The 18356-nt window shown below is 41.9% G+C and carries 12 protein-coding genes; 8 read left to right on the forward strand and 4 right to left on the reverse strand.

Annotation, left to right across the window (positions count from 1 at the left end; translation table 11 throughout):
• The first annotated feature begins 52 nt into the window (after positions 1-52).
• From pcrA to NST24_RS03525, 4 genes are all read left to right on the forward strand, one after another.
• The gene (pcrA, locus tag NST24_RS03510) at positions 53-2275 is read left to right on the forward strand and encodes a DNA helicase PcrA (RefSeq protein ID WP_342462329.1); all 2223 of its coding nucleotides are present in this window, start codon (positions 53-55) and stop codon (positions 2273-2275) included.
• A gap of 44 nt (positions 2276-2319) precedes the next feature.
• The gene (gene ligA, locus NST24_RS03515; protein ID WP_342462330.1) at positions 2320-4326 is read left to right on the forward strand and encodes an NAD-dependent DNA ligase LigA; all 2007 of its coding nucleotides are present in this window, start codon (positions 2320-2322) and stop codon (positions 4324-4326) included.
• A gap of 42 nt (positions 4327-4368) precedes the next feature.
• Positions 4369-5529 (forward strand): CamS family sex pheromone protein, encoded by a 1161-nt coding sequence (locus NST24_RS03520; RefSeq protein ID WP_223255677.1) that lies wholly within the window; start codon positions 4369-4371, stop codon positions 5527-5529.
• Between the two features lie 162 nt (positions 5530-5691).
• Complete coding sequence (locus tag NST24_RS03525) at positions 5692-6699, forward strand: phosphotransferase (protein WP_342462331.1); 1008 nt, start codon at positions 5692-5694, stop codon at positions 6697-6699.
• A gap of 44 nt (positions 6700-6743) precedes the next feature.
• Here NST24_RS03525 and NST24_RS03530 read toward each other — a convergent pair whose 3' ends face one another.
• Entirely contained in the window at positions 6744-7442 is a 699-nt protein-coding gene (locus NST24_RS03530; RefSeq protein WP_169476135.1) for an MgtC/SapB family protein, read from the reverse strand.
• A gap of 162 nt (positions 7443-7604) precedes the next feature.
• Positions 7605-9086, reverse strand: a complete 1482-nt coding sequence (putP, locus tag NST24_RS03535; protein WP_039168534.1) for a sodium/proline symporter PutP — start codon at positions 9084-9086, stop codon at positions 7605-7607.
• 411 nt (positions 9087-9497) lie between these two features.
• On the opposite strand from putP, the gene gatC reads away from it, so the two are divergent.
• Genes gatC through gatB form a run of 3 tightly spaced genes read left to right on the forward strand, consistent with a single transcriptional unit; the run spans position 9498 to position 12704 of the window.
• Entirely contained in the window at positions 9498-9788 is a 291-nt protein-coding gene (gene gatC / locus NST24_RS03540; RefSeq protein ID WP_003213898.1) for an Asp-tRNA(Asn)/Glu-tRNA(Gln) amidotransferase subunit GatC, read from the forward strand.
• 14 nt (positions 9789-9802) lie between these two features.
• Positions 9803-11260, forward strand: coding sequence for an Asp-tRNA(Asn)/Glu-tRNA(Gln) amidotransferase subunit GatA (gene gatA, locus NST24_RS03545; protein WP_007496857.1), 1458 nt, complete (start codon positions 9803-9805; stop codon positions 11258-11260).
• Positions 11261-11273: 13 nt separating this feature from the next.
• Positions 11274-12704, forward strand: coding sequence for an Asp-tRNA(Asn)/Glu-tRNA(Gln) amidotransferase subunit GatB (gatB, locus tag NST24_RS03550; RefSeq protein ID WP_007496855.1), 1431 nt, complete (start codon positions 11274-11276; stop codon positions 12702-12704).
• Between the two features lie 182 nt (positions 12705-12886).
• Here the strand turns inward: gatB and NST24_RS03555 are convergent, their stop codons facing one another.
• Positions 12887-13732, reverse strand: a complete 846-nt coding sequence (locus NST24_RS03555) for a TetR/AcrR family transcriptional regulator (protein WP_017359798.1) — start codon at positions 13730-13732, stop codon at positions 12887-12889.
• Between the two features lie 131 nt (positions 13733-13863).
• Here NST24_RS03555 and NST24_RS03560 point away from each other — a divergent pair, with 131 nt between their 5' ends.
• A complete protein-coding gene (locus tag NST24_RS03560) occupies positions 13864-17091 on the forward strand; it encodes an efflux RND transporter permease subunit (protein ID WP_342462332.1) in 3228 nt (1075 codons plus the stop codon).
• Positions 17092-17319: 228 nt separating this feature from the next.
• Here NST24_RS03560 and NST24_RS03565 read toward each other — a convergent pair whose 3' ends face one another.
• Entirely contained in the window at positions 17320-18273 is a 954-nt protein-coding gene (locus NST24_RS03565; protein ID WP_342462333.1) for a nucleoside hydrolase, read from the reverse strand.
• Positions 18274-18356: the final 83 nt, after the last annotated feature.

An 18356-nucleotide genomic window follows, 5' to 3' on the forward strand; every position in this document is an offset into this window, starting at 1 on the left:
CAAGACGAAACGGGTTAAAATAGAACATAAGTTCGAATTGGCGGTGAATGAAATGAATGAAATATCGAATCATCTATTAGAAGGGCTGAATGACGCGCAGAAAGAAGCGGTCAAAGCAACAGATGGGCCGCTGCTACTGATGGCAGGAGCAGGTAGTGGAAAAACACGAGTGCTCACGCATCGAATTGCGTATTTAATGGCAGAAAAGCATGTGGCACCGTGGAATATTTTAGCGATTACCTTTACAAATAAAGCAGCAAGAGAAATGCGTGAGCGTGTACAAGCCATTTTAGGGCCTGGTGCGGATGACATTTGGATCTCTACGTTCCACAGCATGTGTGTGCGCATTTTACGACGCGATATTGACCGTATTGGTGTGAATCGCAACTTTTCTATATTAGACACATCTGATCAGCTTTCAGTCATTAAAAACATTTTAAAAGAACGAAATATCGATCCTAAAAAGTTTGATCCACGTAGCATTTTAGGTTCAATCAGTAGTGCAAAAAACGAACTCATTGACGCAGAGGAATACGCTAAAACTGCTGGTGATTTCTATGATCAAGTGGTCAGCGACGTCTACACAGATTATCAAAAACGATTACTCAAGAACCAATCACTCGATTTTGATGATCTTATTATGATGACGATTCGTCTGTTTGAGCGGATCCCTGAAGTATTAGAACACTATCAGCGAAAATTCCAATACATTCATGTCGATGAGTATCAGGATACAAACAGAGCGCAGTACATGCTTGTGAAATTGCTCGCTCAGCGTTTTCAAAATATATGTGTGGTCGGTGACTCGGATCAGTCTATCTATCGCTGGCGTGGAGCGGATATTACAAACATTCTTTCCTTTGAAAAAGATTATCCGTCCAGTGAAGTGATTTTGCTTGAGCAAAATTACAGATCGACTAAACGTATTCTGAATGCCGCAAACACGGTCATTCAAAACAATTCAAACCGTAAGCCAAAAAACCTTTGGACAGAAAATGACGAAGGAGCGAAGATTGCCTATTACCGCGCAGATAATGAATTCGGGGAAGGTCAATTTGTCGCTGGAAAGATTCGTCAGCTCCATCAGAGCGGCAAACGTAAATTATCTGATTTTGCGATCCTCTATCGAACGAACGCCCAGTCACGTGTCATAGAGGAAACGTTAATGAAGGCAAACATTCAATACAACATCGTCGGCGGCACGAAGTTCTATGACAGAAAAGAGATCAAGGACATTTTGGCATACTTACGCATTGTGGCAAATCCAGATGACGATATTAGCTTTGCACGCATTGTCAACGTACCAAAACGAGGAATTGGGGCGACTTCTGTTGATAAAATTGCCGCATACGCAGAAATGAATGATCTCTCTATGTTTGAAGCACTTGGTCAGGTGGATTTCATTGGACTCAGTGCAAGAGCAGCCAATGCACTTGATGAGTTCAAGCAGCTCATTGATCAAATGACAAATATGCAGGATTATTTATCTGTCACAGAATTAACGGAAGAGATCCTAGAGAAAACAGGTTACCGTGAAGCGCTGAAGATCGAAAAAACGATTGAGGCACAAAGCCGTTTAGAAAATATTGACGAGTTTCTATCGGTCACTAAAAACTTTGAAGAACAAAATGAAGATAAATCACTTGTCACCTTCCTGACAGACCTCGCCCTTGTCGCAGACATTGATAAGTTGGATGAGGCTGAGGAAGAAGATCAGGATGCGGTCATTTTAATGACCCTCCACGCAGCAAAAGGACTTGAATTCCCTGTTGTGTTCTTAATGGGAATGGAAGAAGGCGTCTTCCCGCACAGCCGTTCATTAATGGAAGATGCCGAGATGGAAGAAGAGCGCCGTCTTGCTTATGTAGGGATCACACGGGCCGAAGAAGAGCTTTATTTATCAAGTGCGAAGATGAGAACGTTATTCGGCCGGACGAACATGAATCTGGAATCACGATTTATCAGAGAAATACCAGCTGATTTATTGGACAACCTAAATGAGAAAAAAGAAACGAAAACACCATTTGGCCAAACGAGAGAAAGACCGCAAAGACGAGGGCCTGTCTCACGTCCCCAAACGCAAACCATTCAAAACACAGGCGGCGGCAGCATTGGTTGGGCTGTCGGTGATAAAGCCGCTCATAAAAAATGGGGCGTTGGCACGGTTGTGAGTGTAAAAGGTAGTGGGGATAGTACAGAGCTTGATATTGCCTTCCCAAGCCCTACAGGCATTAAGCGTCTCCTTGCCGCATTTGCGCCAATCGAAAAGCAATAAACTGATAGGACTGACAAAACGGATGAAGTGAAAGGAAGAAGCAGATGGATAAAGAAGCAGCGAAACGCCGGATCGAGGAACTACACCAGATTTTGAATCAATACAACTACGAATATCACACACTGGATCGTCCAAGTGTTCCTGACGCTGAATATGATGCGCGGATGCGTGAGCTGATTTCTCTGGAGGAAGAATACCCTGATTTAAAAGCAACGGATTCACCCTCGCAAAGAGTAGGAGGTGCTGTTTTAGACGCCTTCCAAAAAGTACGTCACGGTACACCGATGCTCAGTCTCGGCAATGCGTTTCATGAACAGGACCTTCTTGATTTTGACCGCCGGGTTCGTCAGGCAGTCGGTGACGACGTCGCTTACAATGTCGAGCTGAAAATTGACGGACTCGCTGTTTCTCTCCGTTATGAAAATGGCGTGTTTGTCCGGGGTGCCACGCGGGGTGATGGGACAACAGGTGAGGATATTACCGAGAACCTCAAAACCATTCGTTCCATCCCGCTCAAAATCAATCGGCCTCTGTCGATTGAAGTGAGAGGCGAGGCATTTATGCCAAAACCTTCTTTTGAAGCCCTTAACGAAAAAAGATTGCAAAACGAAGAAGAGCCGTTTGCGAACCCGCGTAATGCGGCTGCTGGCTCACTTCGTCAGCTCGATACGAAAATTGCAGCGAAACGAAACCTTGATATCTTCGTCTACAGTATAGCGGAGCTTGATGAAATTGGTGTTGAAACGCAAAGCGCAGGACTTGATCTTCTCGATGAGCTTGGCTTTAAAACGAACAAAGAAAGACGGATGTGCCAAACCATTGAAGAAGTGATCGACCTCATTGAAACACTGAAAACAAAGCGTGCTGATTTCTCATACGAAATCGATGGCATTGTTATTAAAGTCAATTCATTGGCTCAGCAAGAAGAACTAGGCTTCACAGCAAAAAGTCCACGCTGGGCTGTTGCGTACAAATTTCCGGCCGAAGAAGTCGTGACGAAGCTGATTGATATTGAACTAAGTGTGGGGCGTACTGGCGTCATCACCCCAACAGCGATTCTTGAGCCTGTAAAAGTGGCAGGAACGACAGTGCAGCGTGCTTCTCTTCATAATGAAGATTTGATCAAAGAGAAGGATATCCGCCTTTTTGATCAAGTGATTGTCAAAAAAGCGGGCGATATTATCCCAGAGGTTGCAGGTGTCCTTGTTGATCAGCGAACAGGAGAAGAAAAGCCGTTTCACATGCCGACTGAATGTCCAGAGTGTCATAGTGAGCTGGTCAGAATTGAAGGAGAAGTGGCGCTTCGGTGCATCAATCCACAATGCCCCGCTCAAATACGTGAAGGACTCATTCACTTTGTGTCTCGTAATGCGATGAATATTGATGGGCTAGGCGAGCGAGTCATTACACAACTTTTCAAAGAACAGCTTGTCTCTCGTGTATCAGACCTTTACCGTTTAACAAAAGAAGAGTTGATTCAGCTAGAACGAATGGGCGAAAAATCAGTCGATAACTTACTGCGTTCGATCGAGCAATCGAAAGAAAACTCTCTTGAACGTTTATTATTTGGACTTGGTATTCGATTTATTGGTTCTAAAGCAGCGAAGACGTTGGCCATGCACTTTGAGGATATCGATCAGTTAAAACAAGCAACGAAAGAACAATTACTTGAAGTAGATGAAATTGGTGAAAAAATGGCCGATGCAGTCGTCACGTACTTTGAGAAAGAAGAAATACTAGATCTGCTAAATGAACTAAAAGAACTTGGGGTCAATATGACCTACACTGGGCCAAAACCGGTGAAAGTAGAAGAAAGTGATTCCTACTTTGCAGGAAAAACGATTGTGCTGACGGGGAAATTAGAAGAAATGTCGCGAAATGATGCAAAGGCAGCGATCGAAGCATTAGGTGGCAAGTTAGCAGGTAGCGTAAGTAAAAAAACAGACTTAGTCATTGCCGGCGAAGCAGCTGGAAGTAAGCTGACAAAGGCAGAAGAACTCAATATTGAAATTTGGGACGAAGCCAAAATGCTCGAGGAGCTAAAGAAATAAGAGGAGTGTTTTCTATTGAAAAAGTTGCTATTGCTGCTGACAATGCTCACACTGGTATTGTCAGCGTGTGCACCTTTTGGGGGAAAGGATGAGGAAGAGGTCACACAAAAAACGGATGAAACGAAAGAAACAGCGATCATCCCAATGTACAACATCTCTGATTCCTATTACAAAATGGTGCTGCCGTTTAAACAAGGAGCGGCAAGAGGACTAACAGCAGAGCGTCTCAATACACGCTTAGACATTGATGAATTTGAAACAGGACTCATGCGCCTGGCAACAGAATCATTCAATACAAACGACTATCTGTTCCAAGAAGGACAGCATTTAGATGAAGATACTGTTCTCAGCTGGCTTGCCCGCAAAAAAACAGGCAGTGATCTGAAAAAAGCTGAAAAAGAAGACAAAGACTTTAAGAACTTAGGCTTAAACCCTGCTCTTCCAAACTCAGGTTCAACAAAGTCAAAAAATGAAAATAGTCCAATCTACTTAGCTTCCATGCTAGAACATAATTACTTAATCAGAAAAGATAAAAATAGCTTACAGCTTGGCGGGGTTGTCATCGGTCTTGCGCTTAACTCTGTCTATTATTATCGCGAAAATATCGGTGATCCTCAGCAAGAGGTGACCATCGATTCATCGAAAAATTCAAAGAAACTTTTAGCAGAGGGCGAAAAAATTGCGGAACAAGTCATTAAACGCCTTCGTCAAATGGACGGACTGCAAAAAGTCCCAGTCATGATTGCTCTTTATAAACAAGCACCAAAATCATCTATTGTTCCAGGAAACTTCATCGCTAAAACCGATGTAAAAGCAGGATCAGCTGATATTGGCAGTTGGGATACGATTAAAGAAGAGAATGTCTTCTTCCCTTCAGATAATGCCAAGAGCAGCTACAAAGATGATTCAGAGCGATTTGACCGCTTCAAGACAAAGGTAGAAGACTACTTCCCAAATTACACAGGTGTGGTAGGCAAAGGTTTCTATAAAAACGGGAACTTGCAAAAAATGAAAGTAGAAATTCCAATGCAATTCTACGGAAAAACAGAAGTCGTGGCATTCACGCAATACTTAACAGGTGAAGTCATGGATTACTATAAGAGCACCAATATAGAAATCAACATCACCTCTTCTGATCAGCAAGAAGCCCTCATCACAAAAAATGCTGAAGATAAAGAACCAACGGTCCATATATATGACTAAATAAAAACCGCCTTTTGCGGTTTTTTATTTCTAATTAGAGGAATTTTTCAACTTTTGTCAAAGTATGTGAAGAAACCAAAAGGAAAGGCAGGTATGTTGATGCTCGTATAAATGCTGATTACCGTCATGTATAAGTAAAAAGACGATAAAAGGAGAATCAGCATGCATAAAGAAGTAAAAGCACGATACGATGAACAAATGGTCTTAAAGAAAGCGGCTCTACTCTATCATTTTCAGCCAGAACAGGTCACATTTCTAGCCGATGCAGAAAATTATGTGTATGAATATACGGATGAAAAAGGGTCGAGTTATATATTGAAAATTACCCATACCATTCGCCGCTCCCGCACATATATTCTAGGAGAAATGGACTGGATTCGGTATTTATCTCAACATGGAATCTCAGTAGCTAAACCGGTTTTATCCGCAAGAGGAAAAGATGTTGAAGCGATTCCCGATCAAGCAGGAGGCGCTTTTTTGCTGAGAGTGTACGAAAAGGCGCCCGGCAGAAAAGTGACCGAAGCAGATTGGAATGGACAGTTGTTTCAAGCGTTAGGAGCCTATACTGGGCGTATGCATCAAACGACTAAACAATATCAAGTGAAAGATCCTCGCTATAAGCGTCAAGAGTGGTATGAGGAGGAGCAATTAAAGCTTGAAACGTATATTCCTTCTGATCAAACGGTTGTGTTGCAGAGAAAAGATGAACTGATGCAAAAGCTTCACCAGCTCCGAATATCCAAGGATGTCTATGGACTGGTGCATGCGGATTTACATCACGGGAACTTCCATTATCATCAGGGAGAAATCATTGCATTTGATTTTGATGATTGTGGGTATCACTGGTTTATCAATGATATAAGCATTTTGCTATACAACGTTCTTTGGTATCCGGTGATTCCGTATGAGGATAAAGCTGAATTTACGGGTGAATTTATGAGCCATTTTCTCAAAGGCTATCGACAGGAGAATGAGCTTGATGACGCATGGCTGGCGACAATACCAGATTTCCTTATGCTGCGTCATATGCTTATTTATGGGCTTTTACATCAAGCATTTGATCTCCGAACACTAAGCGCTGAAGAAAGTGCCATGCTGGTGCGTTTTCGAAAGGAGATTGAGGACAAAACCCCAATTACGCCTTTTGACTTTCATCAGCTAACAACATAAATAGAAAGCCCCTTGCTGTTTCACATAGCAAGGGGCTTTTTATCCTAAACCGTATCACACTTCACACCAACAACGCCTTCTAAATCTTTAATATCAAAGTACACATCGGTTGTATAGCGGTCTTTATGTACGCGAACACGTACTTCCATGATCGGATAGTCTTTTTCCTTTAAATCATCAATACGTACAGAATGAATACGAATATTGAGTGCTTTCATTTCTTTTAAAATCTCTGTCATGCGGTTTCGATCAGAAAGTGACATTCTGATGCGGATTTCTTTTTCCTGTAAGCGAATGGGTCCAATCCGCTGGAAGAGCCAAGGTAAAAATTCCACACTGACAAGAATAAAGAAAAGACTGAGGAAGGCTTCTTTATAAAAACCTGCACCTGTTGCAACCCCAAGTCCTGCTGCTCCCCAAATCATCGCAGATGTCGTAAGACCTGAGATGACGTCATTGCTTTTGCGAAGAATCACACCTGCTCCAATAAAACCAACACCAGATATAATTTGCGCCGGTAACCTGAGTGGGTCCATTTGAAGCTTAGAGACTCGAGGGAAATTGTAGGCTGCATCAATGCTGATGATGGTTAATACGCAGGAGCTGACAGCAATGACAATACACGTTTTCAGCCCAAGCGGCTTTTTCTTAAGTTCGCGTTCAAGACCGATGATCAAACCGATTAAGGTGGCAACGGCTAATTTTAAGACCGTATCCCATTCAATTGTCCAAAACATGCGTATCGCTCCTTTCACTTCATGTACGTTTCACATCATGTATATGATCTTCTCACAGCCCATATGGCTGCACAACTTCTATTTTATTCAGAAACGGGAGAAAGAAAAGCATTTTATTTAAAAATAAAGAGAGTCATCCGCATAATGCAGATGACTCCTCGTGTCTGGTTATTTTGTTTCTTCTTCGAGATGGTCTTCCATTTTGCTAAATAGCTTTTTAGAAGCTTTAGACGGTTTATTTGTTAAGAGGCTGACAATAATAGCAGTCAAACCACTTAAAATAAATCCAGGAACCATTTCGTACAATCCAGTCGTGTTGTTTAAGCCTGTTGAAATCCAAACGAGAACGACAACAGCCCCAACAATCATTCCGGCTAAAGCGCCATGATGATTCATTCGTTTCCAGTATAGACATAACAAGATGACTGGACCGAATGAAGATCCAAATCCAGCCCAAGCATAACCGACAAGGTCAAGAATAGTATCACTTGGGTTTAGAGAGAGACCAATGGCAACAATCGCTACGACTAGTACAGAGATACGTCCAATCATCACAAGTTCTTTGTCAGAGGCTTTTCTTCTAAAGAATGTACGGTATAAATCCTCTGTCATCGCACTTGCAGTGACAAGCAGCTGAGAAGAAATTGAACTCATAATTGCAGCTAAAATGGCAGAAAGTAAAAATCCAGTAATATATGGATGGAATAACACTTTAGAAAACACAATAAAGATGGTTTCTGGGTCCGCCAAAGTGGTGCTTGTTTCATGAACATAAGCGACACCGACTAAACCGACAGATAGTGAACCAATGACAGACACAATCATCCAGCTCATACCGATACGACGTGCTGGCTTTAAATCTTTTACAGTCGTAATCGCCATAAAGCGAACAATAATGTGCGGCTGTCCAAAGTAACCGAGTCCCCAAGCGAGGAAGGAAATAATGCCAATGACGCTCGTTCCTCTAAAAATATCAAGCAATTTAGGGTCAATCTGTTGAATATCATTGAATGTGGCAACAGGTCCACCTAATTGAGTAAAGGCAACGATCGGCACGAGCACTAATGCTAAAAACATAATAGCTCCTTGAACAAAATCAGTTAAACTAACTGCCAAAAAGCCGCCGAATAGTGTGTACAAAATCACGATACTAGAAGTTAAGATTAAACCAAACATATAATGAGCACCAAACGCTGATTCAAATAAGCGTCCGCCTGATACCATACCTGATGAGGTGTAAAGCGTAAAGAAAATCATAATGATGACAGCTGAGACAGCTTTCAATAAAGTAGATGAGTCTTTAAACCGTTTGTCAAAAAAGTCTGGAATGGTAATCGCATCATCAGCAACTTCTGTATATGATCTCAATCGTGGCGCTAGGAAAAGATAGTTTAAGTAAGCCCCACTAATTAAACCAACAGCAAGCCATCCAGATGAAAGACCAGTTGTATACATAGCGCCTGGAAGCCCCATCAGCATCCACCCACTCATATCAGCTGCACCAGCAGATAGAGCCGTTACATAAGGACCTAACCCGCGTCCGCCTAACATATAATCATTCAAGTCGTTTGTTTTTCTGAATGCATACCAGCCAATGGCAAGCATTCCAATAAAATAAATAGATAGAGAAATTACAATCTCAATACTCATGTTTCCATATCACCTTTTTCGTATTAATTTGACATCACCTCAATCAAAATATACAAAGAACAGCCTATTGAACTGTCTGCTCACTGCTATGGTTACTTAACCTATCAGAGTATTCCCAAGTGATCAACCTTCTTAAACATCCTCATCATACAAAAAAATACGTGTATGCGTGATAAGCGTCTATATGTAAGCGCTTACTCAATTAAATAAAAGAAAAAATTTTCTGAAAAATAAAAAGTCAGCTTGATGAATATTTTAGACAATGGCTGCACCGCAATGGCATATTAGTGGACAAAGCCTTTCTAGGCGTCCTCGTAAAGTTGCTTTAGAACAGTAAAATTTGATATGATAAAGTGTATATGACTTATGATCATGACCACGAACACGTATCATTTTTGGAGGTGAACCTGCATGTCAAGAATTTCAATAGAAGAAGTAAAGCATGTTGCGCATTTGGCACGGCTTGCGATTACAGAAGAAGAAGCTGAGATGTTTACAGAACAGCTTGATAGCATCATTTCATTTGCAGAGCAGTTAAACGAGGTAGATACGGAAAACGTTGAACCAACAACACACGTATTAAAAATGAAAAACGTCATGAGAGAAGATGTTCCGAATAAAGGTCTTTCCATTGAGGCAGTCATCAAAAACGCGCCTGATCATAAAGACGGCTATATTCGTGTGCCATCAATTTTGGACTAAAGGAGGCCTGAGGCATGTCACTGTTTGACCACAAAATTTCTGAATTAAAAGAGCTTTTACATAAAAAGGAACTGTCTGTTTCTGATTTAGTGGACGAGTCTTATAAACGAATCCATGAAGTAGACGGGAAAGTACAAGCATTCCTAGCGCTGGACGAAGAGAAAGCACGTGCGTACGCAAAGGAATTAGACGAGGCCGTTGGTGAAAAGGACGAGCTTGGTCTATTGTTCGGTATGCCGATCGGTGTCAAAGATAACATCGTGACGAAAGATTTACGTACAACGGCATCAAGTAAAATCTTGCAAAACTTCGATCCTATTTACGATGCAACTGTTGTGAACCGCTTAAGAGAAGCGGAAGCTGTCACAATCGGTAAATTAAACATGGACGAATTTGCGATGGGATCTTCTACGGAGAACTCAGGCTTCAAAGCAACGAAAAACCCGTGGAATTTAAATACAGTTCCAGGTGGATCAAGTGGTGGCTCAGCAGCATCTGTTGCAGCTGGAGAAGTACCATTCTCTCTTGGATCGGATACAGGCGGCTCCATTCGCCAGCCGGCATCATTCTGTGGTGTTGTGGGTCTTAAACCAACGTATGGCCGTGTATCTAGATACGGTTTAATCGCATTTGCTTCATCATTAGATCAAATTGGGCCGATTACGCGTAATGTTGAGGACAATGCATATGTTCTTCAAGCGATTTCTGGTGTTGATCAAATGGACGCAACGAGTGCAAATGTCGATGTCCCAGACTTTCTTTCTTCATTAACTGGCGACATCAAAGGCTTGAAAATCGCTGTACCAAAAGAATATCTTGGTGAAGGTGTTGGCGAAGAAGCAAAAGAGTCTGTTCTTCAAGCGTTGAAAGTATTAGAAGGACTTGGTGCGACATGGGAAGAAGTGTCTCTTCCGCATTCTAAATATGCGCTTGCGACGTACTACTTACTGTCATCTTCAGAAGCATCTGCAAACCTTGCGCGTTTTGACGGTATTCGCTATGGCTACCGTACAGACAATGCAGACAACCTGATTGATTTATATAAAAATACCCGTTCTGAAGGCTTTGGAGACGAAGTGAAACGCCGCATCATGCTTGGCACATTCGCTCTAAGCTCAGGATATTACGATGCATACTATAAAAAAGCGCAAAAAGTCCGTACGCTGATCAAAAAAGACTTTGAAGATGTTTTCGAAAAGTATGATGTCATTGTAGGACCAACAACACCAACTCCGGCATTTAACATTGGTGAAAAGACAAGCGATCCACTCACGATGTATGCAAACGACATTTTAACGATCCCTGTTAACCTTGCAGGCGTACCAGGAATCAGTGTGCCTTGTGGATTTGCAAATGGTCTTCCGTTAGGACTGCAAATCATCGGTAAACACTTTGATGAAGGAACCGTTTACCGCGTGGCTCACGCTTTCGAACAAGCAACAGATCATCATAAAGCAAAACCTGAACTGTAAGGGGTGAATCAGAATGAACTTTGAAACGGTAATTGGACTTGAAGTCCACGTAGAGCTCAAAACACAATCAAAAATTTTCTCAAGCTCACCGACGCCTTTTGGTGCGGCTGCCAATACGCAAACAAGTGTCATCGATCTTGGTTATCCTGGCGTACTGCCTGTGCTGAACAAAGAAGCGGTGAACTTTGCGATGAAAGCAGCAATGGCACTGAACTGTGAGATTGCAACTGATACAAAATTTGACCGTAAAAACTATTTCTATCCTGATAACCCAAAGGCGTATCAAATTTCTCAATTTGATAAACCGATCGGTGAAAACGGCTGGATTGAAATTGAAGTAGACGGCAAAACAAAACGAATTGGTATTACACGTCTTCATTTGGAAGAGGATGCAGGAAAACTGACGCACACAGGCGACGGTTATTCACTCGTCGATTTCAACCGTCAAGGAACACCGCTTGTTGAAATCGTATCTGAGCCAGACATTCGTACGCCAGAAGAAGCGTATGCTTACTTAGAAAAATTAAAATCTATTATTCAATATACAGGCGTCTCTGACTGTAAGATGGAAGAAGGCTCACTGCGCTGTGATGCGAACATTTCTCTTCGTCCGATCGGCCGTGAAGAGTTTGGAACGAAAACAGAGCTGAAGAACTTAAACTCATTCGCATTCGTCCAAAAAGGTCTTGAGTTCGAAGAAAAACGCCAAGAGCAAGTATTGCTTTCTGGCGGATTGATCGAACAAGAAACTCGCCGCTATGACGAAGCGTCTAAAAAGACGATCCTCATGCGTGTCAAAGAAGGCTCTGATGATTACCGCTACTTCCCAGAACCAGATTTGGTGGAGCTATACATTGATGACGAGTGGAAAGAACGCGTAAGAGCATCCATTCCAGAGCTTCCAGACGAGCGCCGCAAACGCTACATTGATGAACTTGGACTTCCTGCATATGACGCAATGGTACTGACGCTGACAAAAGAAATGTCTGATTTCTTTGAAGCGACCATTTCAGAAGGTGCTGAAGCGAAGCAAGCATCAAACTGGCTCATGGGTGAAGTATCTGCCTACTTGAACTCGGCTCAAAAAGAGCTGGAAGATACGAAGCTAACGCCGCAAGGACTGGCTGGCATGATCAAGCTTATCGAAAAAGGAACGATTTCTTCTAAGATTGCCAAAAAGGTATTCAAAGAACTTATCGAAAATGGGGGCGACGCAGAAACAATCGTCAAAGAAAAAGGACTTGTCCAAATTTCTGACGAAGGTGCACTGCTCAAACTTGTCACAGAAGCTCTTGATAACAACCCGCAATCCATTGAAGACTTCAAAAATGGAAAAGACCGTGCAATTGGTTTCTTAGTCGGACAAATCATGAAAGCATCGAAGGGACAAGCAAACCCACCGATGGTCAACAAGATTCTTCTCGAAGAAATCAAAAAACGCTAAATCGCAAAAACCGCCTCATTGGAAGAGGCGGTTTTTTGTTGATGGATATGACAGGGTCTTATCACAGATTCAGACCACCGCCGTATATCAATTCATTGGTTCTTTTTTTATAATGAAGCATAAGCTTTAGCACATATTCGAAGGGGATAAAGGTGAACTAAAGTGAACATCGCCACGTATTGTCATTGGAGGAATAGCTTCAATTGTTCCACAGCTCTTTGGACAGCGGAGTCCTCACACGTTTCTAAATTTGTCAGCATCCCTTGAATGACCGGCTTGCGAGGCTCATCTTTGGCCAATTCTTCTTCAATAACTTCAATGGATACAAGGGTATCATCCGAAAGCAGATGCTCAGATTTTAACAATCGAAGCTCTTCTTGAAGAGTAGCGGCATTTGGCGCTTCATCATCCCAAATGTTTTGCTTCAGAATCGGCTTCGCATGAGAACGAAGAAGCCCATGTACCAAATCATCAAATCGGTCGAGAATAAAGGATGAGAGCTCATCACATGATAATTGCATCTGATCTTGCAAAAGCAGTACTTGCACATAAGATTGGATGATTCCTTGAATCATGACTGACAGGTCAGTTATATATGGTTCGATCTCCTGTCCATACGTGGTCAAAATAGAAATTTGGATTTCATCATTCATCTGTTTTTTAACCGTTTTTGAATACTTTTTAATTTGCTGGTTTTCCGGAATAATGTTCTCGCTGAGGATCAAAATGATAAAATCCTTGTTCTCAGCAAAGTGCTGGAACTGTTCAGCGATTTGTTTCTGAAAGATATCTCTAGGCGCAAGATGTTGATTTTCTTTTCGAATCTTTTCAATACTTTGCATAGACGTGTCGATATAATATTCAAACGCTCTGTTGAAAAGCTGTTCTTTTGATTTGAAATGCAAATAAAATGCACCTTTAGAAATTCCGCATTCATCTGCAATTTCCTGAATGGTCGTAGAAGAAAAACCTTTTTTCGCAAACAACTGAATGCTTGCTTTAATGATTTTTTCTTTTTTTTCGTTCATGAAATAAGGCCCCTTCAGCTTTAGAATGTTACGTCAAACGCAAGTGAAATGGTTGACGGCATTGTATATCACCGTTTATTATGATATAGAATGACCAGTCAGTCAATACATAAAGGAAAATGGAGGACATAATGAATTCGATCATCAATTTTGTATTAAAGAACAAGTTCGCTGTATGGCTCATGACGATTATCGTAACAGTTGCTGGTCTATATGCCGGATTGAATATGAAACAAGAATCAATCCCGAATATCAACACTCCAGTCATTACGGTTTCTACAACGTATCCTGGCGCAACGCCGGACGAAGTATCAGATAAGGTGACAGATCCAATTGAGAAGTCGATCCAAAATCTCAATGGGGTGAATGTGGTCACTTCTAATTCTTTTGAAAATGCCTCATCGATTCAAATCGAGTACGATTACAATAAAGATATGGATGAAGCAAAGAAGGAAATTGAAGATGCCATTAGCAATATCAATTTTCCAGAAAATGCAGAAAAACCAAAAATCGCACGTTTTAGCATCAATGCGATTCCAATCTTAGCTCTTAGTGTCTCCGGTGATAAAGAATCATTACAAGACCTGACACAAAAAGTGGAAAATGACCTTATTCCTTCTCTTCAAGGTTTAGATGGTGTCTCTTCTGTCGAAGCTTCTGGACAACAAATCAAAGAAGTAGAATTTTCTTTTAAACAAAAGAAATTAAAGGAATATGGTTTAGATGAAGAAACTGTCCAAAACATGATCAAAGGCTCTGATGTCAATGTACCTTTAGGGTTATACACATTTGGCAACAAGCAAAAATCAGTCGTAGTGGATGGCAATATTTTAAGTGTTAAAGATTTGAAAAACATGCGAATTCCTGTTACACCAAGTGCAAGCGGCGGTGCGGGAAGCGCAGGAGCTGGGGCGTCTTCTAGCGGCTCAGGAAATGCAGGAGCTCAAGGTGATGATCAACAGGCTGGAAGTGCAAGTCAGCAGCAGGCAGCAGCAGCTCAGCAGCAAACTGGTACAGGTGCAGCAAGCGGTCAATCGGTAGAGCTGCCGACGATCAAACTTTCTGAGATTGCAGATATTAAAGTCGTAAAAGATGCAGAATCGATTTCTAGAACGAACGGAAAAGATAGTATCGGTCTGCAAATTGTCAAAGGCTCTGATGCCAACACAGTGAGTGTAGCAGAAGCAGTCACAAAAGAACTTGAAACATTCAAAAAAGACAATAAAGGAATCAAAGTCAGCACGACATATGATCAAGCAGAGCCGATTAAAGAATCTGTCAGCACAATGCTGAACAAGGCGATCATCGGAGCAATCTTTGCGATCATTATCATCATGTTGTTCCTTCGAGATATCAAATCAACATTAATTTCGGTCATCTCCATTCCGTTATCCCTGTTGATTGCTGTTTTATTATTAAATCAGCTAGATATCACATTAAATATCATGACACTTGGTGCCATGACAGTCGCCATTGGACGTGTTGTCGATGACTCGATTGTCGTCATAGAAAACATCTATCGACGAATGGCGTTAAAAGATGAACCGTTAAAAGGAAAAGCACTCGTTAGAGAAGCCACAAAAGAAATGTTTATTCCGATTATGTCTTCGACGATTGTCACAATTGCGGTATTCTTGCCATTAGCGCTAGTGGGTGGAATGATTGGTGAACTATTCATCCCATTTGCATTAACCATTGTGTTTGCTCTAATGGCTTCACTACTTGTCGCCATTACAATCGTTCCAATGATGGCTCATAGCCTATTTAAAAAGAACCTGTACGGCAAAGCGAAAAAGGTAAAAGAACACAAACCAAGCAAACTTGCTGGTGGTTATAGACGTGTACTCAATTGGACATTGAACCATAAATGGATCACGTCAGGAATTGCGATTTTGATGCTGGTCGGAAGCTTATTCCTCGCACCACTTGTCGGTGTCAGTTTCTTACCACAGGAAGCAGAAAAAACGGCAATGGTGACATACACGCCAGAGCCTGGACAAACGAGAGAACAAGCCATTGCTGAAACGAAAAAGGCAGAAGATTACTTAATGAAACGTGATCATGTCAATACGGTTCAATATTCATTAGGCTCTTCAAATGCACTGACAGCAAGTGTTGGTGGAAACTCTAACGGTGCATTATTCTTCGTACAATACGACGATGACACACCGAACTTTGATAAAGAAAAAGATCGTGTGGTTAAAGCCCTTCAAGACAAAACGTCTAAAGGGGAATGGAAATCACAAGACTTCTCATCTGCTGGCGCAAGCAATACAGTGACGTACTATGTGTACGGTGACAAAGCAAGTGATATTGAAGGCACAGTCAAAGATGTCGAGAACATTTTAAAAGATGAGAAGAACTTGAAAAACGTCAGCACAAGTTTATCTGAGAAGTATGACGAATATACGTTTAATGCAGATCAAGAAAAACTGGCGAAACTAGGCTTGACCGCTTCACAAATCGCACAGGCGATCGCTCCTCAAAGTAATGAAACAACGTTGACGAAAGTAACAGAGGACGGCAAAGAACTAGATGTGAAGCTTCAAACGGAAAAAGATGAATACAAGAGTAAAAAAGATCTAGAGAATAAAAAGATCACAACACCAACAGGACAACAAGTCCGAATTGGCGATGTGGTGAAAGTGAAAGATGGCACAACAGCAAACACTGTGACAAAGCGTGATGGGAAGATTTACGCTGAAGTATCTGGTGACATGACAACAGACGACGTATCAAGTGTGACACAAGATGTCCAGAAGAAAGTTGACAAGCTTGATTTAAAATCTGGCGTTACGATTGATACAGGCGGTGTAAGTGCGGATATTGAGGAATCCTTTACACAGCTAGGACTCGCAATGCTTGCAGCGATTGCTATTGTATACCTCGTTCTCGTCATTACATTTGGCGGAGGTCTTGCACCATTTGCGATTCTGTTCTCACTTCCATTTACGATTATTGGTGCACTCGTTGGATTGTTTGTAGCGAAAGAAACCATCAGTTTAAATGCCATGATTGGATTGCTGATGCTGATCGGAATCGTTGTAACAAATGCCATTGTCTTGATTGACCGAGTGATTCATAAAGAAAAAGAAGGACTTTCAACAAGAGAAGCCTTACTTGAAGCAGGTACAACAAGATTACGCCCAATCTTAATGACGGCACTTGCGACAATTGGTGCATTGCTGCCACTCGCATTAGGTTTTGAAGGCGGAAGTCAGATCGTATCAAAAGGACTTGGCGTCACCGTTATTGGCGGTTTAACAAGTTCTACACTTCTCACATTGGTCATCGTGCCAATCGTGTATGAAATCTTAAGCAAGTTTAGACGTAAGAAAAAGTACGCTGAAGAAGAGTAAGAGGAAGCCCCGCTCATGAGCGGGGCTTCAGCGTGTAGACAAACCCTCTCATTCTTTGTCAGTCCTGCGTGCCGGTGCTCACGAATGTCAAATTCGCTCCGCGCCGGTACTCGTCCTTCCTAGACTGCAAAGGTTTTCTATCACGCTGAAAAGAAGACACAGGGCTAAAATCAAGTTCATTTTAGCCCTGTGTCAACAATTTGAGCCCCGCTAATAAGCGGGGCTTTTTTATGATGAAATCTGACAAACCGCTTTTCTCATAAGCTCTTCAAAGGCCTCGAAAAAGACATCCCGATCAACGTGGTCAATGACTTGAATCGATTTTCCATCTGGATGTTCTTCAGTACGTCCTTGTCTTGGTGTTTCGGTATAAACAATTGCATTCATTTCTTTTGAACGGGTAAATGAGGTGGATGCAAGAGTGATCGTTGTCAGCACATCCCATAAGTAGTAAGTCGAGTTCGTTTCGTGATGAATGAGAGGCGGACAAAAGGCATAACATTGTCCAATAAAGTCAATCCCGATGTGAGAGCGAAGGGAAGCCCATCGTTGACGGACATCGAGTGTGAGCGGGACTTGATTCGTGCTTTCCAGTGCGACCATTTCAATTGGAAAACGCTCTTGAAATACGGTGCTCACAGCATAAGGGTCCCAAAAAGCATTCCATTCTGCTGTTCCATCATGCTCAGGTTCTTCGACATTGCCTTTTTCAAGGAATGTGCCGCCCATCCATACCAGTTTCTCAATTTTATTTGAGATGGAAGGATCTTCTTCTAAGGCGCGTGCAAGGTCTGTGAGCGGTCCTGTAAAGAGCAGCGTAACAGGTTCGGTTGACTTTTTCACCGTTTCAATCAGGTGAAGATGTGCAGGAAGCTTAGATACTTTTGTATCAACAGCGCCTTTTTCATTTAAAATCGGCAGGGCATCTACATAAAAAGCATGCATACGCCATTCCTTTGGAAATGGATTGACACCTCTAGAATTGGAAGCGGCTATTTCAATCTCATATGGGCTAAATCGATCAATAATTTTCTGAGAGGCGCTCAGCGCAGGCTCTAAATAACAATCAGCAGGAATCACAGACATCCCGATCACTTTCAGGTGTTCCATTTGAAGAAGTAGAAATAAGGACACGAGATCATCAACACCGCCGTCATGGTTGAAATAGACAGGCTTTTTCATGGCATACCATCCTTTTCATCGTTTTCTTTTATCTTATCAGAATGCTGATCTGCTGAGGGAAACGTACCGTGAGATTTCAAATA

It is taken from the genome of Bacillus sp. FSL R5-0286 (assembly GCF_038593245.1).
Taxonomy (GTDB): Bacteria; Bacillota; Bacilli; order Bacillales; family Bacillaceae; genus Bacillus; species Bacillus altitudinis.